Annotated in this window: 24 protein-coding genes and 1 other annotated feature; of the genes, 6 read left to right on the top strand and 18 right to left on the bottom strand. The window is 39.7% G+C overall.

The window, feature by feature from the left end; genetic code table 11:
• Positions 1–39 precede the first annotated feature (39 nt).
• Genes NFR44_RS04950 through NFR44_RS04940 form a run of 3 tightly spaced genes read right to left on the bottom strand, consistent with a single transcriptional unit; the run spans position 40 to position 3,580 of the window.
• Positions 40–2,349, bottom strand: a complete 2,310-nt coding sequence (locus NFR44_RS04950; protein ID WP_251441577.1) for a xanthine dehydrogenase family protein molybdopterin-binding subunit — start codon at positions 2,347–2,349, stop codon at positions 40–42.
• Entirely contained in the window at positions 2,346–2,801 is a 456-nt protein-coding gene (locus tag NFR44_RS04945; RefSeq protein ID WP_251441576.1) for a (2Fe-2S)-binding protein, read from the bottom strand. Before NFR44_RS04945 ends, NFR44_RS04950 begins: the two co-directional genes overlap by 4 nt.
• Positions 2,792–3,580, bottom strand: coding sequence for an FAD binding domain-containing protein (locus NFR44_RS04940; protein WP_251441575.1), 789 nt, complete (start codon positions 3,578–3,580; stop codon positions 2,792–2,794). Before NFR44_RS04940 ends, NFR44_RS04945 begins: the two co-directional genes overlap by 10 nt.
• 74 nt (positions 3,581–3,654) lie before the next feature.
• Here NFR44_RS04940 and NFR44_RS04935 point away from each other — a divergent pair, with 74 nt between their 5' ends.
• Complete coding sequence (locus NFR44_RS04935) at positions 3,655–4,623, top strand: epoxyqueuosine reductase (protein WP_251441574.1); 969 nt, start codon at positions 3,655–3,657, stop codon at positions 4,621–4,623.
• Here NFR44_RS04935 and yfbR read toward each other — a convergent pair.
• The 3 genes from yfbR to NFR44_RS04920 are packed head-to-tail and all read right to left on the bottom strand — an operon-like array spanning position 4,602 to position 7,061.
• Positions 4,602–5,210 carry a 5'-deoxynucleotidase gene (gene yfbR / locus NFR44_RS04930; protein WP_277612516.1) on the bottom strand — a complete coding sequence of 203 codons (609 nt, stop codon included), beginning with the start codon at positions 5,208–5,210 and terminating at the stop codon, positions 4,602–4,604. The genes NFR44_RS04935 and yfbR overlap by 22 nt on opposite strands.
• Positions 5,211–5,249: 39 nt before the next feature.
• Positions 5,250–6,128: a D-alanyl-D-alanine carboxypeptidase family protein gene (locus tag NFR44_RS04925; RefSeq protein WP_251441573.1), complete on the bottom strand. Its 879-nt coding sequence runs from the start codon at positions 6,126–6,128 to the stop codon at positions 5,250–5,252.
• A gap of 12 nt (positions 6,129–6,140) precedes the next feature.
• On the bottom strand, positions 6,141–7,061 hold the full coding sequence (locus NFR44_RS04920; protein WP_251441572.1) for a mechanosensitive ion channel family protein: 921 nt from the start codon (positions 7,059–7,061) through the stop codon (positions 6,141–6,143).
• A gap of 214 nt (positions 7,062–7,275) precedes the next feature.
• Between NFR44_RS04920 and NFR44_RS04915 the strand changes: the two genes are divergently transcribed.
• On the top strand, positions 7,276–8,043 hold the full coding sequence (locus NFR44_RS04915; protein WP_251441571.1) for an adenosylcobinamide amidohydrolase: 768 nt from the start codon (positions 7,276–7,278) through the stop codon (positions 8,041–8,043).
• 10 nt (positions 8,044–8,053) lie between these two features.
• Here NFR44_RS04915 and NFR44_RS04910 read toward each other — a convergent pair whose 3' ends face one another.
• On the bottom strand, positions 8,054–9,037 hold the full coding sequence (locus tag NFR44_RS04910; protein WP_251441570.1) for an asparaginase: 984 nt from the start codon (positions 9,035–9,037) through the stop codon (positions 8,054–8,056).
• Positions 9,038–9,248: 211 nt separating this feature from the next.
• On the opposite strand from NFR44_RS04910, the gene NFR44_RS04905 reads away from it, so the two are divergent.
• Entirely contained in the window at positions 9,249–10,685 is a 1,437-nt protein-coding gene (locus NFR44_RS04905; protein ID WP_251441568.1) for an aminoacyl-histidine dipeptidase, read from the top strand.
• Positions 10,686–10,882: 197 nt separating this feature from the next.
• On the opposite strand, the gene NFR44_RS09440 is transcribed toward NFR44_RS04905, so the two are convergent.
• Positions 10,883–11,026 (bottom strand): hypothetical protein, encoded by a 144-nt coding sequence (locus NFR44_RS09440; RefSeq protein ID WP_277612515.1) that lies wholly within the window; start codon positions 11,024–11,026, stop codon positions 10,883–10,885.
• A 69-nt stretch (positions 11,027–11,095) separates the two neighbouring features.
• Between NFR44_RS09440 and NFR44_RS04900 the strand changes: the two genes are divergently transcribed.
• Complete coding sequence (locus tag NFR44_RS04900; RefSeq protein ID WP_251441567.1) at positions 11,096–11,611, top strand: flavin reductase family protein; 516 nt, start codon at positions 11,096–11,098, stop codon at positions 11,609–11,611.
• A gap of 128 nt (positions 11,612–11,739) precedes the next feature.
• Here the strand turns inward: NFR44_RS04900 and NFR44_RS04895 are convergent, their stop codons facing one another.
• Positions 11,740–12,144 carry a MerR family transcriptional regulator gene (locus NFR44_RS04895; RefSeq protein ID WP_251441566.1) on the bottom strand — a complete coding sequence of 135 codons (405 nt, stop codon included), beginning with the start codon at positions 12,142–12,144 and terminating at the stop codon, positions 11,740–11,742.
• Positions 12,145–12,360: 216 nt separating this feature from the next.
• Between NFR44_RS04895 and NFR44_RS04890 the strand changes: the two genes are divergently transcribed.
• Complete coding sequence (locus NFR44_RS04890; RefSeq protein WP_251441565.1) at positions 12,361–12,549, top strand: MerR family DNA-binding transcriptional regulator; 189 nt, start codon at positions 12,361–12,363, stop codon at positions 12,547–12,549.
• Positions 12,539–13,192 (top strand): MerR family transcriptional regulator, encoded by a 654-nt coding sequence (locus tag NFR44_RS04885; protein ID WP_251441564.1) that lies wholly within the window; start codon positions 12,539–12,541, stop codon positions 13,190–13,192. Before NFR44_RS04890 ends, NFR44_RS04885 begins: the two co-directional genes overlap by 11 nt.
• A 136-nt stretch (positions 13,193–13,328) precedes the next feature.
• Here NFR44_RS04885 and NFR44_RS04880 read toward each other — a convergent pair whose 3' ends face one another.
• The 9 genes from NFR44_RS04880 to atpE all read right to left on the bottom strand — a co-directional run bounded on the left by NFR44_RS04880 (position 13,329) and on the right by atpE (position 22,272).
• Positions 13,329–14,606, bottom strand: coding sequence for an O-acetylhomoserine aminocarboxypropyltransferase/cysteine synthase family protein (locus NFR44_RS04880; protein ID WP_251441563.1), 1,278 nt, complete (start codon positions 14,604–14,606; stop codon positions 13,329–13,331).
• Positions 14,607–14,792: 186 nt separating this feature from the next.
• Entirely contained in the window at positions 14,793–15,740 is a 948-nt protein-coding gene (metA, locus tag NFR44_RS04875; RefSeq protein ID WP_251441562.1) for a homoserine O-acetyltransferase MetA, read from the bottom strand.
• Between the two features lie 201 nt (positions 15,741–15,941).
• Positions 15,942–16,195, bottom strand: a binding site (T-box leader).
• Positions 16,196–16,594: 399 nt separating this feature from the next.
• Positions 16,595–17,011: a F0F1 ATP synthase subunit epsilon gene (locus tag NFR44_RS04870; protein ID WP_251441561.1), complete on the bottom strand. Its 417-nt coding sequence runs from the start codon at positions 17,009–17,011 to the stop codon at positions 16,595–16,597.
• A 3-nt stretch (positions 17,012–17,014) separates the two neighbouring features.
• On the bottom strand, positions 17,015–18,439 hold the full coding sequence (atpD, locus tag NFR44_RS04865) for a F0F1 ATP synthase subunit beta (RefSeq protein ID WP_251441560.1): 1,425 nt from the start codon (positions 18,437–18,439) through the stop codon (positions 17,015–17,017).
• Positions 18,440–18,469: 30 nt separating this feature from the next.
• Positions 18,470–19,336, bottom strand: coding sequence for an ATP synthase F1 subunit gamma (gene atpG, locus NFR44_RS04860; protein ID WP_251441559.1), 867 nt, complete (start codon positions 19,334–19,336; stop codon positions 18,470–18,472).
• Between the two features lie 4 nt (positions 19,337–19,340).
• Complete coding sequence (gene atpA / locus NFR44_RS04855) at positions 19,341–20,876, bottom strand: F0F1 ATP synthase subunit alpha (RefSeq protein WP_251441558.1); 1,536 nt, start codon at positions 20,874–20,876, stop codon at positions 19,341–19,343.
• Positions 20,877–20,878: 2 nt separating this feature from the next.
• Positions 20,879–21,445 carry an ATP synthase F1 subunit delta gene (gene atpH / locus NFR44_RS04850; protein ID WP_251441557.1) on the bottom strand — a complete coding sequence of 189 codons (567 nt, stop codon included), beginning with the start codon at positions 21,443–21,445 and terminating at the stop codon, positions 20,879–20,881.
• Between the two features lie 5 nt (positions 21,446–21,450).
• On the bottom strand, positions 21,451–21,942 hold the full coding sequence (gene atpF / locus NFR44_RS04845) for a F0F1 ATP synthase subunit B (protein WP_251441556.1): 492 nt from the start codon (positions 21,940–21,942) through the stop codon (positions 21,451–21,453).
• Between the two features lie 72 nt (positions 21,943–22,014).
• A complete protein-coding gene (atpE, locus tag NFR44_RS04840) occupies positions 22,015–22,272 on the bottom strand; it encodes a F0F1 ATP synthase subunit C (RefSeq protein ID WP_115310381.1) in 258 nt (85 codons plus the stop codon).
• Between the last annotated feature and the right edge of the window lie 5 nt (positions 22,273–22,277).

Here is a 22,277-nt window from a genome sequence, read left to right as displayed (position 1 = left end):
GCGAGCCTACAGTTCTGCTCGAAATTAAATACCTACCCTTTACTCTTTCGCCATCAAAGCCTGAAATACCTTTTCTGAATTCATAGGTAATGTTGTTAATTCCGCACCACAGGCATTTAAAATAGCGCCTTGAATCGCCGGACAAGAAGTATTAATAACTACTTCACCAATGGATTTAACCCCAAAAGCCCCCGTTGGCTCATGAGATTCTACAAAATCTACATGAATACGACCTATATCACGACGAGTTGGTATTTTATAACTCATAAAGTTATTAGTCTCTAAGACACCACGCGAGGAATATCGTATGTCCTCTGTCAAAGCCATACCAATACCTTGTACTATACCACCCTCTGCTTGAACTCTTGCTAACGCTGGATTTACGATGGTACCACAGTCAACGACCGCATAAAAATCAAGCGGCGTCACTTGGCCCGTTTCCATATCTACACTCACTTCAGCAATCCCTACCATAAATGGTGGTGGTGATGTATGGCTACCCCAAGTAGCAAATCCTACTAATTGTTCTGGCTTATGACCTAAACTAACCATTAATTTAGGCGCTAATTCTTTAGTAGTCATCGTTTTACTACCATCTTTTGTATTTGCCATAACGCCATCAAATTCAATATCTTCTTCAGGCACCTCTAAATAAGTAGCAAAGGTACGAATTAATTTGGCTTTTAAATCTTCAGCTGCCAATTTAGCCGCTGTGCCTGTTACATAAGTAGTACTCGATGCATAAGAGCCTGGATCAAAAGGCACAACATCTGTATCCGCTTCATAACAGGTCATATGATCTAACGGACAGCCTAACACTTCACAGGCCATCTGTAACAATACGGTATTAGCACCCGTCCCCATATCGGTAGAGCCAGTGTATAACGTATAATAGCCATCATCTTGTAACTTTATTTCTACCGAGGCTGTATCAATTTTAGCTACTCCAGAACCTTGGAAAGCCAACGCCATACCTAGTCCACCCCGATGGGTTTCATCAATTTGCCAACTATGAGGTCGTTCATCCCAGCGAGCCATTTTTTTAGCTTTTGCAATGGCTTCTTTTAATAGACCAGATTCCAATATTTCATCAGGCTCATAAACTAAGGAAGTTTCGCCTACGCCAATCAAATTTTTTAAGCGTAATTCACTCTCATCCATATCCATAGCTTTAGCCAACTTAGTAACAGCACATTCTAATGGCCAAAGAGCTTCGGTTGCGCCATAACCACGGAAAGCCCCCCCTGCCATATGGTTTGTGTACACAATATTGGACTCATAGCGCACGGCTTTGCCTTTATTATACAAAGGCACTGACTTATGTTCGCCAGCTGTAAAAGTAGTAAACGCATGCGTGCTATAAGCACCCGCATCAGATGTTGCTACCATGTCAATCACTTGAATAATGCCATCCTTAGTAGCCCCTAAACGCACCTTCCACTCACGGGCATGACGACTGGTTGAGCAATTGCTTGCCTCATGACGGCTATACACTAATACAGCGGGCTTCTTCAAAGTCCAAGTTACAAAGGCACAATACAGCTCTGTACACGCGGTTTGCTTAGAACCAAAGCCTCCGCCAATACGCGGTTTAATAACGCGAATTTTAGTGGCCGGAATTTCCAAAGCACGTGCAATGTGACGTCTTACATGGAACGGAATTTGCGTCGAACTAGTACACACTAAACGACCAAACTGATCGATAGTACAAAATGTTCTAAACGTTTCCATCGCTGTTTGCAATGTCGCTTGGTCAAAATAAGTTTCTTCTACCACATAGTCACAGTTAGCTAACTCGCCTTCTAAATCGCCAGCTACACGACTATAGGAGCATGCTAAGTTTCGTTTTGGGTCGCCCCCTACCGGCAAATTATAATGCAAATCATCTTCTGGATGAACTACCGTAGGATGATCTAACGCTGTATGAATATCTAATACAGGCTCCATCACATCGTATTTTACATGAATGACCTGCATAGCTTGAAAGGCTGTTTTTTCATCTTTAGCTACTACAATAGCTACGGCATCCCCTACATAGCGCACATATTGATCAAGAATTAACGAATCATACGCCGATGGCTCTGGATAGCTTTGCCCTGCCAAAGTAAAGCGTGTCTTAGGCACATCTTTATATGTAAAAATAGCCTCTACCCCAGGTATACGCAAAGCAGATTTTAAATCAATATCAATGATTTTAGCCATTGCATAAGGACTACGTAAAATTTTAATAACTAACGCATGAGGGGGAATAAAATCTTCCGTATACGCAGGACGACCACTTAAAATCGTACTGGCGTCTACTTTTTTATAGGATTTACCTACATGCTTTCGCTGTTGTTGCTCCCTCATGCTTCCACCTCCGCTAAATAGCGTCGAATACCACGTAAATGAGATTCATAACCAGTACAACGACATAAATTTCCCACTAAAAAGTCTTTAATTTCCTCATCTGTAGGATTGGGATTTTTACGGCGCAAAGCCATGGCACTCATCATCATGCCCGTAGTGCAATAGCCACATTGATCGGCCCCTTCAGCAGCTAAACAATCTGCTAACAAAGCCGCTTCATCCGCCAATCCTTCTAATGTGATTACTTCATGGCCATGAGCCCGAAATGTAGGATAGGAACATGACAAAATTGTATTTCCATCAAGCCACACTGTGCAAAGACCACAGTTCATAGTATCGCAACCACGGCGCATGCTGAAATAGCCTTGCTTGCGCAATGTAGTCAATAACATTTCATCGGCTTCAATCGTAGTTTCTAAAACTTTCCCATTAACAGTTAATTTTACGTCCACTGCTCTACCTCCTGCACCAAGCGTTTCACTATTACTTTTGTCATCGCTTGGCGATAACTAGACGACGCATGTGAATTAGTTTGAAACGGAATTTCCCTAGCAGCTGCTTCCATAGCCTCAGTTAAACCAGCCGTCCCTTTAGCTGTTAAAATCTCGCCTGCCTGGACGGCTTCTCTTGCCACCGCCGGCCGACAGCCAATATATAGGTGGTAACCCGTCTCATCTTTACGCAAAGCCCCCGTTAAATACGGAAAATCAGACACAGATTTACGTAAATTTTCAGCCGCTATAATGGCTTTTGTTTTAGGAATACGAATTTCGACTAACACATCACGCTCCCGCAACGCCAAGAACTCAGTTAAGCTCATAATCCCATGCTTATATAAGACTACGTCTGCCTGTAACGCTAATAACGAAGGAATAATATCAGAAAAACCAAACCGAGCCGCTACAGAACCACCCATCGTAGCCATATTACGAAATTGTACACCTAGTACGGAATGCACAACCTTAGGTAACACGCCATTGCCAAAGGTCTGAAATGGCTCAAATCGCTCCACATCACCTTGAGTCGCCATAGCACCAATAGCAAAATAGGTATCGTTTTCACGAATATAATCGAGTCCTAAACCAGACATATCAATAACCATAGGCCAGCGCCAACTACCTAAGCCAATCCAAGCACCGCCAGCCAGAAGTGGCATAAAACGATATTTCATCGCCAAATCATAGGCTTCTGCTACCGTTTTCGGTTGCAATAATTGCCGATACATCAACATGATGAGCCTCCTACATCTATACCTGTAAAATAAGTATCGCTTTTTTTCACGAAATTTGTAATAATAACTTTATTATGATAACACGAAACGATTTGAATAAAATAGCAAAACAATTAAATATTCCGGCTTTTGGGATTGCCCCTTGGCCCTTACCCAAAGAAGCCACTCAATTTATCGCAACCGATAATCCTTGCCCTTTTATTAATGGCTCTTTAGAAGAACGCTTAACGGGGAACACGCAACTATCTCAACCTCGAAGTGCTATTGTGTGCCTCTTTCCCTACTATATACGGCCTGAGGATATGCCCGTTGAGCAACCAATCAACCTACCTCGTTATGCTTGGGGCCCTGACTATCATTTAGTCATTCCTGACTACTTAACACGATTTGGCAAAGCTTTGCAAGCACTAGATGAAACAGTAGAATTTGAAATCCACTGCGACACCTCCCCCTTAGCCGACCGTTATATGGCCTATCTAGCAGGTCTTGGTGTATTTGGTAGAAATCGAGCTCTTATCCATCCTACTTGGGGGAGTTACACCTCTATCGGCACCTTACTCACTACTTGCCCCCTACCGGCTGATACACCTATGGAAGGAGCCTGCATGAGTTGCAATAGTTGTGTTAGAGCTTGCCCTGGCCAATCACTGGGACGTTCCGATTTTGGCTATGAAACTTGCAAAAGTTATCTTACCCAAAAGAAAGGCGAACTAACCAACGAAGAACTAACGATTCTACGCCGTTCTCCCCTAATCTGGGGCTGCGATATTTGTCAAGAAGTGTGTCCTCATAATCGAGACCTTCCCACAACCCCAATTCCTGAATTCCGTCACATTGAACCCTATGTGAGTGCATCGGAATTAGAACCTTTGACTAATAGAACCTTTAAGGCAGCCTTTGGTCACAGGGCTTTTGCTTGGCGCGGCAAGGCTACTTTACTACGCAATGCTCACATTATGGAAAACACATCGTCTTCCCCAAGTAGCAACAACACGCCGTCTTCCGAAGGGATTCAAAGCATTCAATCTTCTAAAGAAGAATAATTCAAAGTATCTAAGGACGCTGTTAATGGCTCCATATATAAATCTAAAAATTGCTCCACTGCTGGTAACTCCATGGCGTGGAGCTTTTTTAATATACTCTCATAAGCCTCATTAAACTCCCCATTGCCAGCCTGCTTCTCTATGGCACATTTCATAAAGGCCGCCAAAGTATCAGCCGCTTTTAATAACTTAGCCTCTTCATCACTCATTTTACCTAATAGCATAGGTTCATAAGCAGCTTGTAATTCTGGGGGTAATGTATGGAGAATTTTTTCCTGCGCCAATCGTTCCACCTCACCATATAATTCACGTAACGTAGGGTGAAAATACTTAATAGGCGTAGGCATATCACCAGTAAAAATCTCACTTACATCATGATACATAGCCAATACGGCCAACCGATTCACATCGACTTGGCCACCTTTTAAATTATGTAACAAGCCTAAATTATGAGCAATAAAGGCTACATCTAAACTATGTTCTTGATTATTTTCTACTTCCGTATTACGCATAAGGCCCCAACGACGAATAAAGCGCAATCGCCGTAAGAACGCAAAAAACGCACTTTTTGTCTTTGTTAGTTCCAAACTAAACTCCTCTTATCTCCTCACTTATTATTTATCACATTACTTATTACTATTCAATACAGCAAAGCCATAGTCTAATAAAGCTGGCGCATCAACCCAACGATTATCGTCATTTAACAATACAACGATTAATGTACGGCCATCACGAGTCGCTGAAGCAATCAAACATTCTCCAGCGGCCTCTGTATATCCAGTTTTTAAACCATTAGCACCAGCATATTTGCTACGAATGAAATGATTCGTTGTTCTCACCCATTGTGGCGATCTATTTTCATAAGGCACCTTATAAAAATCATCGCCCACAAAGTCACGGAACATAGGCATGCGCATACCATACGCCGCTATTTTAGCTAAATCCATAGCCGTCGAATAATGCCCCATTTCAGTTAAACCATGAGGATTTAAGAAATAACTATTCGTCGCCCCTGCTTCTTTAGCCATTTCGTTCATAGCCAACGAAAAGCGATATACAGAGCCACTTACATTCTCCGCTACCACTACTGCCGCATCGTTGCCACTGGCTACCATCATACCTTCAGCCACCGCTTGTAGTGGCAACTGGTCGGTCGTACGAACCCCTAAATTAGATTCCTCCATAGACGCTGCATAAGGGCTAATAGTTGCCAACTCATCAAGGCGTGTACCTTGATGCTTTAACGCCGTCAATAAAGTCACCATTTTAGTCGTACTCGCTGGATGAAGGCGTTTATTAGCATTATGAGAAACTAAAACCCGCCCCGTTTCAGCTTCAATTAATACTGCCGCTTCAGCTGCAAAGGAAGGTACTGGCAACGCATTACTCACCACTACATCGTTAGCCGATGTAGTGGCCGCCAATACTGGCACTTCAGTCATACTAAAACTACTCACAAGTAAACCTACTAACATAGGCCACACAATTTTTTTACAACACTTCATGCTATTAAATCCTTATTTCATATACTGACTCATATCACCTAAAGGCTTAGCCCCTTCATCCATCCCACTGCGCTGCACATGCACTACTCGTTGTGGATATGGAATATCAATACCTTCTTCATCAAAGCGATCTTTCACCGATGACATAGTGTCATAAAAAACAGCCATATAATCACCATTTTTTACAACAGGATATGCAGAAATGCGAACGGAGTTCTCTCCAAATTCACTAATACCAATCTCAACAGTTTCTCGGTTTACTATGCGCTCATCATTTTGCATAATTTCTTTAATCACTTCAATTGCTTGATGGTGGTTGTTATTATAGCCTATGTCAAAGACAAAAGGAACCACTCTCGTTTCATAATATGTACTATTAGTAACTTGCTGAGACGTTAACATAGAATTAGGAATAAATACAGTACGCATTTCCTTAGTCATAATCGTAGTATTCATAAATTGAATGCTTCGTACTGTCCCTGAAATTTCCCCTACTGTAATAAAGTCCCCTGCTTTAAATGGCTTAAAAATCAGAATTAATAAACCCGATGCAAAGTTTGATAGATTGTTTTGTAAAGAAAGGCCAATGGCTAAACCAAAGGCACCAAAGGCGGCCAATAACGAATTTGTTGGGAACCCTGCCGAGTTTAAAGCTGTTAATAAAACAATCGCTAGAATTCCATAGTAAATAATTTGGCTTACAAAGGAAATAACTGTGTGGTCATAATTAGCACGTGTCATCATGCGCATCGCCACATCACGAATAAAACGTGCAATATACATACCCACTAAAAATATAAGAATAGCGACAATGATACTAGGACCATGGTCTAAAAAAAAGTCTATCAATTTATCTAAATAACTTACACTATCTGCCACTTGTGTTTTTACCGTAGTCGATACAGACTCAGTTGTTGCACTAGCTAATAACATACAAACTCCTCTCTCCCCATATAAGCCCCATCAAGGATGACACTTACACAGAATTAACATAAAACAATGATGACAAAAACTAAAAAAGCATATATGATAACAATATGCTAAGATATATTAATAGGCTAACAAAAAGCCCTTTTACTTGCATTTAAAATGTATGCATACCTCAGTATATACTATCTATACGAATGTATCATGAATCGGAGTTCCTATGACTAAACATCCTGTTAATAACCCTTACCAAGTGCCTGCGCACTTAGCGGTTGGTGGTCAAGTAACCGTAAATAATACGTCCATTGTTGTCGCTTTTGACGAAGTTCGTTATAGCCTCAGCACAGGACCATTAAACGGTGGCCTTCATCACATAATGGCCATTCGCAATCAAAATTTACCCTTCTTTGTGAATACAGAAAAGGAATTACCTGGCGGTTCTGCGGCAGGCTATTTAAGCGCTGAATTTGAGCAAGAAGATTATCCCTTAAACTTTTGCACGGGCCTTATTACCAGTGCCACTATGGAATTTCATGTCTATGCCCAAGTAACGGCAGGCGATGTAATTGTTGAAACGATTGCAACCGCCGGCTTTGAAGCTACTGCTCACTGTGCCGGAGATGGCTTCTACTACGAAGAAAAAGATGGTGAATTCCATCAACCGGGCACCATCAATTTACTAGTGTTCACCAACAAAGCCCTTACTGATGGTGCTTTAACCAAAGCTTTGATTACCATTACAGAAGCTAAAAGTGCAGCCTTTAGAGACGCAGAAATTAAAAGTCTAATTAGTGGTGCCTATGCCACTGGTACGGCTACTGATGGTGTCATTCTTACTATCGATACCAATGGGGATGTATTAACTGACTCTGGCACCTATTCGCTCTTTGGCGACACCTTAGCCAAATGCGTGCGTCTCGCTATGGCACGGGCTTTTGAGAACATTGAACGGAAAGCTGAGCATGAACGTGCTCTTATAAATCAATAACAAGCAAGAATTAATATTCGTGAAAATAACGTTGTAACTGCTTTCGATCTGAGGTTTTCGTCAAACCTAACATCAATAATAAACGCGCTTTCGATGGTGTTAAGGTATCGCTCACAATAAAGCCATCCCGACTATCACTTGCCATGGCTGATACCATGCCACTACCCGTGCGTGAAGCTCGAACAATAGGAATATCACTGTGTTCTACAATTTGCTGAATTTTTTTAGGCAAAATGCCATGACCAAGCCCTGCGATTACCAACCCGCGGGGCTTTCCTTGTAGTACATAGTGAATTAACTCTGGATCTACACCACCATACAAAGTAAGTAATACTACTTTAGGTAAAGGCTCCGCAGTTAGTGGGGCAAATTCACTGTGTAAGGTATGTGTACGCAATGACTGATAATAAAAATGAGCCTCCCCAGCTTGCACAAAACCTAAATGACCAAAAAAGGCATTACCAAAAGCATCGACATCGGTTGTATGTTGCTTCACTACATCACGAGCACAATTAATCGTCCCATTTAAAGTAACAAGCACGCCCTGTCCTTGTGCTTGAGATGAACGGGCAACCTGCACAGCTTGCAATAAATTTAAAGGTCCGTCTGCACTAATGGCAGTGGCGGGGCGCATAGCCCCCACCATAACAATGGGCTTCTCCGTCCGTACTGTCAAATGTAGAAAATACGCCCCTTCTTCTAATGTGTCAGTGCCATGAGTAATTACCACAGCAGCCACATCATCTCGTTCCACATAAGTCTGCACCTTGCGTGAGAGCTCCGACCATATAGCAATTGTCATATCAGAACTATCTATATTACACAGTTGATGGCTTTCAAAAGGCCCATAGCCTTCTACACCAGGTACTGTTGCTAATACTTGGTCAATACTCAATTCACCAGCCTGATAGCCCGTTAAATCTTCGGCAGCCGAACTTTGTCCTGCAATAGTACCTCCAGTTCCAATGACAACAATTTTTTTGTCATAGACCATAGCGTAACCTCCTCTATGTTTACAGTTTTTTCATATCTATTATAACAAAGATTACTTCCTACTGGCTATGGAAAGAGAGGATTTTTCTCCTAGCGCTATCATATAAACTATGCAAGATTTTTATTACAAATTCTCGTAAATATGATACTATTAAAGTATGAAAATATTGTAAAACAAATTGTTAACCCTATTTAAAAAACGAGGTGTAACTATGAGTGCAACAAAAGTATTAGAATTTTTTAAAGCTATGAATCAAATCCCTCGCGGCTCCGGCAACGAAAAAGCGGTTAGTGATTGGCTCGCACAATTTGCCAAAGACCGTCAACTCGAAGTGAATCAAGACGAGGCGTACAATGTAATTATTCGTAAACCAGCAACACCAGGCTACGAAGATCGCCCAAGTGTAATCCTTCAAGGCCATATGGATATGGTTTGTGAAAAAAGTGAAACCTCTACCCACGACTTTACAAAAGATCCGATTGAATATATCGTCGATGGTGAATGGCTTCATGCCAATGAAACAACCTTAGGCGCTGATAATGGTATTGCTGTCGCTATGTCCTTAGCCATTTTAGACTCTGATAGCATTGCTCACGGCCCATTAGAATGTCTTTTCACAACAGCAGAAGAAACTGGTATGGACGGGGCCCTAGCAATCAAAGAAGGACAAACTCACGGTCAATATTTATTAAACATTGATACTGAAGTAGAAGGCGAATTTGTTGTTAGTTGTGCCGGTGGTTGCCGTGTAGATGTAGAAATTCCACGTTTACGAGATAATCGCGATTCCCAATTCACTAAAGCACTCAAATTAACCCTTAACGGCTTTTTAGGGGGCCACTCTGGCATTGAAATTCATAAAGAACGAGCTAATGGCAATCAAATTCTTGGTCGTCTACTTTATGAATTAGCTGGTCAATACAACTTCCAATTAGCCTCCTTCACTGGTGGCACTAAACACAATGCCATTCCTCGTGTAGGTTCCGCTACTATTTTATTAAAAGAAGCCGATGTTAAACCAGTAATGGCTTGGATTCAATCTAAAATAAAATCCTATCGCAGTGAGTATACACCACAGGATGAAAATATCGATATTCTCATTAGTGATGCAGACTTACCAGACACTGTATACGGTGGTGATACAGCAGAATCCTTATTAACCTTCTTATACTTAGCACCTAATGGTGTATTCGCTATGAATCATTCCTTAAAAGGATTAGTAGAAACAAGTAACAATGTAGCCATTGTAGAAGAATTGGAGCATAATATTCATTTGCTCATTTCCATTCGTAGCTTATCAGCTAGCTCCTTAGATTTCTTAACAAAGAAAATCCAATTATTAGCTAGCACCCTTGGTTTACCTGTCAAAATTGCTGGCGCTTATCCAGCATGGGAATATGAACCAGGTAGCCCATTAGAAGAACAAGCTACTGCCATTTATGAAAAAGTAACTGGTGAAAAACCAACTGTAACCGCCATTCATGCAGGCCTTGAATGTGGTCTCTTAAAAGCTGTTATGCCTAAAACACAGATGATTAGTTTTGGCCCAACAATTACCCATGCCCATACCCCTCAAGAACGGTTACATTTACCATCAGTAGAACATATCTATGAATATTTAAAAGTGTTGTTGAAAGAATTGAAATAAGTCTTTTAATGCACTGACACATAAAAGACAAGACAGTCCCTTTTACGCCCAGAGCTAACATGTAGCAATGGTCGTTTCAAGGGACTGTCTTTTTTCATTTTTTCTTTTTTTCATTTTTTTGTTTTACGTTTTTCTTATTAGTTTAAATCCTATTACAATGCTTCCCAGCACAAAGGATCCGAACTAACAAATTTTTATTAATCCTTGGTTCTAAAACCTGTATCATCTGGAACAAGAATTTGAATGGTTTCACCATCTTTACGACGTTCTTCAATTAAATTGGTACCCCAATCAGACATTTTTTCCAATATATGCCGTAAACTACAACCTCGTTCTGTCAAGCTATATACAACTCATTCTTATTAATCAATATATAATTAAACAAAGTAAATTAAGAAAGGACATCAACTATGAAAGAAATAGCAGTAAGTGAATTAAACTTAAATCCTATGACATTAATTGCCAAAGACTGGTTATTAATTACAGCTGGTAATGAAGAACGCGGATATAATACTATGACCGCTAGTTGGGGGCATCTAGGCGCGCTTTGGGCTCATAATAACGGCTTACCTACAGCCATTGTATATGTGCGTCCGCAACGATACACCAAAGAATTCATTGACCGTGAAGGCGAGTTTACCCTCTCATTCTTTACGAAAGAATATAAACGGGAGTTAGCTTACTTAGGGACTCACTCAGGCCGTGACGAAGATAAAGTTGCTAAAGCCGGTTTGACACCTGTATTTGACGGCGACCATACCTATTTCGGCGAGGCAGATTTAGTGCTTGTTTGCCGCAAAATTTATAGAGCCCCTATTATTGAAGAAGGTTTCATTGACAAAAAGGTGATGGAAGACACTTATCCTGAACGTGATTTCCACGATATGTATGTTGGTGAAATCACCAAAGTTCTTGTTAAAGACTAAGATACAAAACTAAAAAACAGGCGCAATCTTTATGTACTTACTTAATGTATCTTATACATAGTAATAAAAAAGGTTGCGCCTGTTTTCTTTTATACTATCCCGCTATTTTTTATCAACAGAATAAAGTTTTATTCATTTTCCTGTGTTGCTTTCCAATCATCCACTAATTTAGCCGTTGCTTGATTGCAGTCTTTATATACAACATCAATTTTATAATCTAATACTTTCAAACATTCTTGAATTTCGTGGAATTTTTCTAATAACTGTTCCCTCGTTTCCACCAAAATATCGCGCCGAGCTTCTTGGGTATGATCCCCTTCAATAGCCAATTTAACATATTCAACAATGCTCTCTAATGGAACTCCGGCTTTTTTAAAACAGAGGACAAATTCAAGCCATTTTACTGTAATTTCATCAAAATCACGAATCCCTGATGCGGTGCGTGGTACGGCGGGAATTAAACCAATGCGTTCATAATACCGCAATGTATCTGTTGTAATATCAAATTGCTCGGCTACTTCTTTAATTGTCACTATATCATCTCCTTATGCCTATTTTAAACTGACTTCATTTCAACATCTATTTGTTATCTATTGTAATACTTGAAGTAGACTCCAAGTCAAGTCTATCTTTCTAAAAGACTATCTTCCTTCTATTTGCTGTATACCTATCATACAGTAGTATAATATAGTATTATACTTACACTAAGTTCATGATAAAAACTATCAAAATTACTGTTGGAGCGTATTATGAAAGAGTTAATTTCGATCAGTGAAATGGCTAAACTACACGGCATGAGCCGACAAACCTTAATCCATTATGATAAGATTGGCCTTTTTAAGCCAATATATACTAATAATCGTGGCTTTCGCTACTATAGCAAACAGCAAATTCCCTTTATGAGAAAAATTGACTTTTTAAAAAAACTTGGGCATTAGTTTAAAAGATATTGCTGATTGTGTGCAGGATAATAAATTAGACAATACACTAGCTTTACTACAAAAACATCGAACTCATATAGCCGAAGAAATTGCTAATTTACAAATTATTGAACAGCGTATAAGCCAACAAATTAATTTACTGGAAGATGCTCGCGAAGTAACAAGTCAATCTGTACATACGCCGTTCATAACTAAACGAAGTGAACATCAAATTATTTACAAAGAATATATTAAACCGATTAGTCGCGAAAACTTAAGTTTAACACTGGTCAATTTATGGCACGAATTATTTAAAGGACAACTACTACCGTCCGCTGGCTTCGGTTCATATTTCCCAAAAGACAGCATAATCAAAGGCCAACCCTTAGAAGGGGCCGGCAGTTGTATCTTCGTCCCCCTTATGGATTTGCCGCAACTGCGTACCGCCACTTTGCCCGCCGGACTATATGCTTGTCTTTATAAATATGGCATGCCTTATGAAACAAAACACATAGAATACTTGTACGACTGGCTCACTCAAGAAGGCTATGAATTAGCTGGCGGAAGTATCGATACCTGCCTATTAGATACTACCCTTTATGACGGTAATCAAGATGTAGATTTTTGCCTCTTAGAAATGCCGATTAGAAAAAAAGTATAATTAAATATTGCCTATTAAAAAGGCTGTAACAACCTAAGGATAGTATCCCCATGTTGTTACAGCCTTTTATCAATCTATTAATTAATACCACCAATACTCTGTATATGCATATGGATTCTTAATAGTTTTTATCTCTTTATACGTGTTCCAAAGCTTGTGCCAAGTCATCGATTAAGTCCTCCACATTTTCAATCCCTACAGAAATACGAATCATGTCTGGCGTTACCCCTGCCGCTTTTTGTTCCTCTTCATTAAGCTGTGCATGAGTTGTACTGGATGGGTGAATGACTAAGGATTTAGCATCCCCTACATTTGCCAAATTAGAGAAAATCTGAAGTTCATCTACAAATTTAATGCCTTCCGCTTTACCACCTTTAATGCCAAAGGTAAAAATAGAGCCAACTCCTTTTGGATAGTATTTATCAGCCAATGCTTTATACTTACTATCCTTTAATTCAGGATAATTAACCCAAGCTACTTTCGGATGATTAACAAGGAAATCAATAATTTTGCGCGTATTGGCTACATGTCGTTCTACACGGAGCGATAATGTTTCAATCCCTTGAAGAATTAACCACGCTGCTAATGGTGTTAATGTGGCCCCTGTATCACGAAGCAATTGAGCACGTACCTTCACAGTAAACGGAATTGGTAAATCACCATATACAAGGCCATTATAATGTACATCCCCAGCTACAAAATCAGGATAACGACCACTCGCTTTATAATCAAAAGTACCACTTTCTACAATAACCCCAGCAATAGTTGTACCATGACCGCCTAGGAATTTAGTGGCAGAGTGAACCACCACATCAGCACCATGTTCAATAGGACGAATTAAATAAGGTGTACCAAAGGTATTGTCTACAATAAGAATAATGCCATGTTTATGTGCAATATCAGCTACTGCTTGAATGTCAATTAGATTAATATTAGGATTACCAATCGATTCAATATAAATAGCTTTAGTATTCTCATCAATAGCTGCTTCATATCCAGCTAAATCATCAGGATCAACAAACTTAGTGGTAATGCCAAAGCGTGGCAAGGTTGCACTAAATAGATTATAAGTACCACCATATAAAGTAGAGGCTGCAATAATGTTGTCCCCTGTACCAGCCACATTTTGAATAGCATAGGTAATCGCCGCTGAACCAGAACCTACTGATAAAGCGCCAGCCCCACCTTCTAAAGCAGCTACACGTTTTTCAAGCACATCATTCGTTGGTGTACCAAGGCGAGAATAAATAGCGCCTGGATCACGTAGAGCAAAGCGGTCAGCTGCTTGCTGAGCATCTTTAAAGACATAACTTGTAGTTTGATGGATAGGTACTGCACGAGCCCCTGTCTCATCAACAACTTGACCTTCATGTAATTGAATTGTTTCGAATTTGTACTGTTTGTTGTTGCTCATAATAAATCTCTCCTTTTTCTCTCCGTTAGTGTTTCCGTCGGTTTCTCACGCCGACTTCCCTCTTTTCTCAAATACTTCTTATACCTCTCCAGCTAAGCTATCATTGAAGGCATTTATTTTATTTTATTTTTTATTTTATTTTATTTTTTATTTTGTTTTAATTTCTAATTTCGAATTAGCCTTAACTTAATCGCGATGAAGTCTTTGTCGCTTCATCTTCTTTATTTGCTCAATAATATACGGTGTTTCTTGGTACACATAATAATTAAGCCAATTGGTAAATAATAAAGTACCAGTGGAACGCCAACGCACAATGGGTTCTTTAGTAGGATCATCATCAGGATAATAGTTTTCAGGAACCGTTATCCCTAAGCCTAAGCCAATATCTCGTTCATATTCGCGCTGCAATGTATCCCTATCGTACTCAGAATGTCCAAAGACAAAAATATGTTTATTATCTAAACTTCGTACAATAGCAGCCCCCGCTTTATCTGAAGCCGCTAAAATTTCCAACTGTTTATTCGCCCTAATTTCATCGATGGATACTGTCGTATGCCTAGAATGAGGCATATAAAACACTTCATCCATACCACGTAATAACATAGGCTGTGTATTCAATACATCATTTTCAAAAACACCAAATAATTTAGTTGGTAATACACTCTTATCAATACCAAAGTGATAATACAAACCCGCTTGCGCCCCCCAACAAATATATAGGGTAGAGTATACATGATCTTCACTCCACGCCATAATCCGTGTTAGTTCGTGCCAATAATTAACTTCTTCAAAAGGCATTAACTCAATAGGTGCTCCCGTAATAATCATACCATCAAAGAATTGCTCTTTAATTTCATCAAAGGTCCGATAAAAAGAAATTAAATGATCTTCTGACGTATGCGCTGCTTTATGTGTCACCATGTGAAGTAAGGTAATATCTAGCTGCAACGGCGTATTGCTTAAGGCTCTTAAAATTTGTGTTTCTGTAATTTCCTTAGTAGGCATCAAATTCACAATTAAAATTTGTAGCGGTCGAATATCTTGCGATTCAGCTCTTACCGTATCCATGACAAATATGTTTTCTTCTGCCAACCTAGCAATAGCCGGCAAATCTTTGACTACTGTAATGGGCATTTACTATCTCGCCTCCCCCTATACCTCAACTCTCTGTTTTCTCTAAACTCTCTACTTTCTCAATCCCCTAATTCTCTCTTTTTTCTCAAGCACTACTTTCATCCCATAAAATTTGACGTTTGCAAAAGGTCTCTCACCTCTTTTGTTCCGTCTAAAGCCACAAATACAGGTATAAAAAAACATCCTCTATTCACAATCGTGAACAAGGACGTCAAAAACGTGTTACCACCTTGATTTAGCTAAACTTCACAGTTTACCCCTCAACCAGTACGTCTTATTTATCAATAAGATTATACTGTGGCATTGTAACGGTTGCATCCGCCGAGACTAAAGCTTACGCATTCCACCTCGGATACTCCAAGACCATTTTCCTCGCAATCTTTTGCATCCCCTTCCACCTACCGGGACTCTCTGTGCCAACGCCATACGAATACTTATCTCTTCATCGTCAATTCTGTATTTGTCTGCTATCGATGTCATATTGTTGTTGTATCGATGTGATTACTATACCAGTGGACAAAAAAACTGTCAACACAGTTTTTAAGGCAGTCCATTACAAATGGACTTTCCTAGCATTACTTAATCTACCACTATCTACCTCTTATTCTGAATGCAACCAACCTTAATCCTATACATACTCTAGGAAATTTAATAATCAAGTATAATTAAATTCCCCATTTGCTATAGTCTCAAACTATAACAAACCACAAAGAAGAACTATAAACTTGTCCACTCCAGATATAACAAAAAAAGTTGCTTATATAAATTCTAAGAGAAATTATATAAGCAACTTTTGAATACATTCTTACCTATTACAGTCTAAACAAAGTATTAAACTAATTAACAAACTTTAATTAGCCTACTTTATTTTTAATATCTAAACGTAATAAGGAGCGTTTTAGGGCTAATTGGGCACGTTGGAAATCTATTTCTTCGCTTTTACTTTGCAAGCGTTCTTCCGCCCGTGCTTTAGCTCGTTTAGCACGTTCTACATCAATATCTTCCGGCAATTCACAATTTGGCGTCACAACAGTGATTTCATTATCTTTAATTTCTAAAAAACCACCAAAGTTAGCTAAAAATATTTTTTTACCTTCTACCGTATCAATGCGCAAAGGTGCAATTTCTAAAGCAGCTACTAAATTAGCATGACGTGGTAGAATCCCTAAATCACCAATTTCTGTACGGGCTACTACAAAACTAACGTCACCAGAATAGACTGTCGCATCTGGGGTGATAATATTCAAATGCATAGTTTTACCACTACTCATGAATTATTCCCCCTTCTCCAACAATTCCTTTCCTTTTTCAACCGCTTCATCAATCGTGCCGACCATATAGAATGCATTTTCTGGTAAATTATCGTGTTTACCTTCCAAAATTTCTTTAAAACCACGTAAGGTTTCTTTTAATGGCACATATTTCCCTGGCGAACCAGTAAATACTTCAGCTACGAAGAATGGTTGGCTGAGGAAACGTTGAATCTTACGAGCACGTGCTACTGTTAATTTATCTTCTTCAGACAATTCTTCCATACCAAGAATAGCAATAATATCTTGCAAATCTTTGTATTTCTGTAATACTTCCTGTACACCACGAGCTATTTTATAATGTTCTTCCCCTAATACTAATGGGTCAAGAATACGACTCGTTGAATCCAATGGATCCACCGCTGGATAAATCCCGATTTCTGCAATAGAACGAGATAATACAGTCGTAGCATCCAAATGCGCGAATGTAGCTGCTGGCGCTGGGTCAGTCAAGTCATCGGCTGGTACATATACTGCTTGTACAGATGTAATGGAACCTTCTTTAGTAGACGTAATACGTTCTTGAAGGGCCCCTACGTCATTTGCCAAAGTTGGCTGATACCCTACGGCAGATGGCATACGACCTAACAATGCGGATACTTCAGAACCGGCCTGAATGAAACGGAAAATGTTATCTACGAATAACAATACGTCCTGTTTCTGCACGTCACGGAAGTATTCTGCCATAGTCAAACCAGTTAACGCTACACGCATACGAGCTCCTGGTGGCTCATTCATCTGACCATATACTAAGGCAGTCTTAGAAATAACGCCAGATTCCTTCATTTCATTCCAAAGGTCATTCCCTTCACGAGTACGTTCCCCTACACCGGAGAAAACAGAATAACCACCATGTTCTGTAGCGATATTATGGATTAATTCCATGATTAATACGGTTTTACCTACACCGGCACCACCGAACAAACCAATTTTACCACCTTTTACATAAGGTGCAATCAAGTCAACTACTTTAATACCAGTTTCAAGAATTGTTGTTTCTGGTGCTAAATCATCAAATTTAGGTGCTGGACGGTGAATTGGCCACATTTCCTCAGACTTAACTGGTGTATCATCATGGTCAACAGTCTCACCAAGCACGTTAAAGATACGGCCAAGCACGCCATCACCAACTGGTACAGAGATAGCAGCACCTGTATCGACTGCTTCCATACCGCGAGTAAGGCCATCGGTAGAGCTCATAGCAACGGCACGAACTGTGTCGTCCCCTAAGTGTTGCATAACTTCAACTACAATCACTTCTTCTTTACCGGAGTCGCTTGTCTTTTTAATATGAATTGCGTTGTAAATAGCTGGTAAGTTCCCTGCCGTAAAAAGAACGTCAACTACTGGTCCAATAACCTGTACAACTTTACCTATATTATTACTCATTTAAGAGGTCTCTCCTCCTTTGTCGTTACCCTATTGCAAGGCATTCGCGCCGCCCACAATTTCCGAAATTTCGTTTGTAATGCCAGCTTGGCGTAGTTTATTGTATTCCAAATTCAATGTACTAATTAATTCACCTGCATTATCGGTTGCGGACGTCATAGCCGTCATACGAGCACCAAGCTCACTAGCAGAAGCCTGCAATAATGCATTATACATAGTAATTTCTAAATATTTAGGTAACAATTGATCGTAAATGGTTTCTACATTTGGCTCATAAATATATAAATCATTTAATGCGCCATCCTCATGTGCTTCTGTTTCAATAGGGAGTAATTTAAGACTTTGCACAGTCTGTGTTAAAGAATTAACAAAGTGTGTATAAATCAAAACTACTTCATCCACAGTGCCTTCTAAGAATAGATTCGTCGCTTCTTGTACGATTTGACGGGCATGGCTATATTCAGGTTTATCTGAAAAGCCTACATGGGAGTGAGCAAGATCATAATGATGATATTGCAAGAATTCCGTTGCTTTACGGCCTACTGTAATAGTTTCAAAATTATTTGCATCTTTACCTTCGGTAGCTTGCAAAAAGAATTTAATCAAATTACTAGTATATGCACCAGCTAAGCCTTTATCAGCACCAACCAAGATATAACACGTGCGATTAACTTCTCTCACCTGCATCAGTGGATAGGCGGCTAATACTTCACTATCTAATGTACTTGCTACATTAGTAAGAATCTGACCTAGTTTTTCCGCATATGGTTCTGTAGATTTGGCTTTGGTCTGTGCACGGCGCAATCGAGCAGACGCTACCATCTTCATGGCTTTAGTAATCTGCTGCGTATTAGACACACTTTTGATGCGCTTACGCAAATCTTGTGCACTACTCATAACCCTATGCCTCCTCAGTAATTAAGTGATGGGATTCGCCAAAAGCTTTAATGCATTCTTGAATTGCTTTTTTCAATAGTTCTTCAGTTGCTTCATCTAATTTTTTAGAAGACGCAATGTTAGTAAGAATTTCACTATAATTACCATGTACATAGCGCAATAATTCAGTTTGGAATGCTGGCACATCGGCTACTTCAATAGTGGCAAAATAGCCATTAATCCCTGCATATAAACATACAACCTGCTCTTCTACCTTCAATGGTGAATACTGTGGTTGTTTCAACATTTCAGTCAAACGTTCACCACGATCAAGTTGTGCTTTTGTGGATTTATCAAGGTCAGAACCAAACTGAGCAAACGCTGCCAATTCACGATACTGTGCTAAGTCAAGACGTAATTTACCAGCTACTTGTTTCATCGCTTTAATCTGAGCACTACCACCTACACGGGATACGGATAAACCAACGTCAACGGCTGGTCGAATACCAGAATAGAACATATCTGTGCCAAGGAAAATCTGACCGTCCGTAATGGAAATTACGTTCGTAGGAATATAGGCTGATACGTCACCAGCTTGCGTTTCAATAATTGGCAACGCTGTAATGGAACCGCCACCTAATTCATCAGATAATTTAGCAGCTCGTTCTAATAGACGAGAATGTAAATAGAATACGTCACCAGGATATGCTTCACGTCCTGGTGGACGACGAAGTAATAAACTCATGGCACGATATGCGGCCGCTTGTTTGGATAAGTCATCATATACGCAAAGTACGTGTTTACCTTGATACATGAAGTGTTCACCCATAGCAACACCAGCATATGGCGCAATATACTGCATTGGTGCCCCTTCAGAAGCGCCAGCAGATACTACAATCGTGTAGTCCATAGCGCCTGCTTCTTGTAATTTTTGTACTACACGAGCTACCGTAGATTCTTTTTGACCAATGGCTACATAAATACAAATAACATCTTGCCCTTTTTGATTCAAGATTGTATCAATAGCAATCGCAGATTTACCTGTACCACGGTCACCGATAATTAACTCACGTTGACCACGACCAATTGGAACCATAGCATCAATCGCTTTTAAACCAGTTTGTAATGGTTCAAATACAGATTTACGGTCAGCAATACCAGGTGCAGGATATTCAATTGGACGATGACCTTCTGGCGTAATCGCCCCTTTGCCATCAATTGGTTGACCTAAGGCATTAACTACACGGCCAATCAATTGTTCACCTACTGGAACCTGCATGATACGACCAGTACGACGCACTTGATCGCCTTCTTTAATTAAAAAATCATTACCTAGTAGTACAGCCCCTACATTGTCTAACTCTAAGTTCTGTACCATACCATATACACCATGAGGTAATTCTAACAATTCACCTGCCATGGCCTTTTCAAGACCGTAAATATGTGCAATACCATCGCCTACTTCAAGCACAGTACCCACATCATCAACGTTAAGTTCCACATCGTAGTCCTGAATCTGCTGTTTAATTATGGCAGTAATTTCTTCAGGCTTCATTTTCATACTTAACCATTCACCCCAATCTCTGTTGTATCGGATTTAAGCAAATGCTTCTTCAAATCATCCATACGACGCAATACACTGGCATCAATGCGTGTATCGCCAATTTGGATAATTAACCCACCCACAATCGTAGGATCTACTTTAATGGTAAAAACATATTGCTTACCCGTAATTGCTTTTAATTTATCTGCCAACTGTGTATATACTTCTTCTGGCATAGCTTGACTCACTGTAACGGTGGCTGCAAATATACCACGGGCTTCCCGTGCTTTATTAATAAACTCTGCAATGGTAGCCTGAATATACCGTATACGCCCTCGTTTCACCATGATATACAAGGTATTTAACGCCATTTTATGAATTGCTTGACCAAAAATTTTAGTCAATATATCACATTTGGCTTGTGCTTCTAGGGCAGGGTACAACAACAATGTGCCTAGTCCAGGTTGCGTATCCATAACTTCTTTTACGTAGGAAAGATCCGTTTCCATTTGTTCAAGGATTTGCTGTTCCTGCGCCAATTCAAAGATAGCGGTACTGTATTTATCTGTTACAATGTTTACGCTCATACCAATCACCCTAATGCTTTACTGTCAAGCTTAGCAATTGCTTCTTTTACAAGTTCCACATTAGCTTGACTATCCATATTTTTAGCCACAAGTTTGCCAGCAATAGCTACCGACAAGGTAACCATGTCTTCACGCATTTTTTCTAATGCTTTGGCTTGTTCACGGGCAATTTCATTACGAGCTTCTTCTTTTTCACGTACTAGCTGTTCTTTTAATTCCTTAATTTGAGCTTGCGTATTACGCTCTGCTAACTGAGCTGCTTTTTCAACAATAGCTTGTGCTTCTTTACGAGCATTTGCTAATTGCGCTTCATATTCTTTACGAGTCGCTTCTGCTGAATCTAATGTAGCTTGAGCATTCGCTAAATCGCCTTCAATCTTTTTGCGTCGTGCTTCCATAACGCCAACTAAAGGTTTAAACGCAAATTTCGCTAAAATCGCCACTAAAATAAAGAAATTGATAAATTGAACCAGCAATGTACCGTTTATTTCTACCAACGGCGTAACCCCCTCTTAAACTTGGAATTATAACTTGCCTTGTTGTATTCGTTCAATTTAAAAATCATCTAATTATAGTTTACCAATAACTACATCCGTGAATACAAGAACGATGGCAATAACTGTTGCAATGATTGGAATAGATTCAATCAAACCGATGGAAATAAATAAATTAGTCATGATCTTACCAGCCATCTCAGGTTGACGAGTCATCCCTTCAAATGCTTTACGAACTGCCAAAGCATCACCGAAGGCAGCTGCCAATGCGGCTAAACCAGCTACTAAACAAGCACTGAATACACTCACTGACAATAAGATTGCTTTTTCCATAATAA

Source organism: Veillonella intestinalis, assembly GCF_943193155.1.
GTDB classification, from domain to species: Bacteria; Bacillota; Negativicutes; order Veillonellales; family Veillonellaceae; genus Veillonella_A; species Veillonella_A intestinalis.
This window is presented reverse-complemented; position numbering and strand designations above follow the sequence as displayed.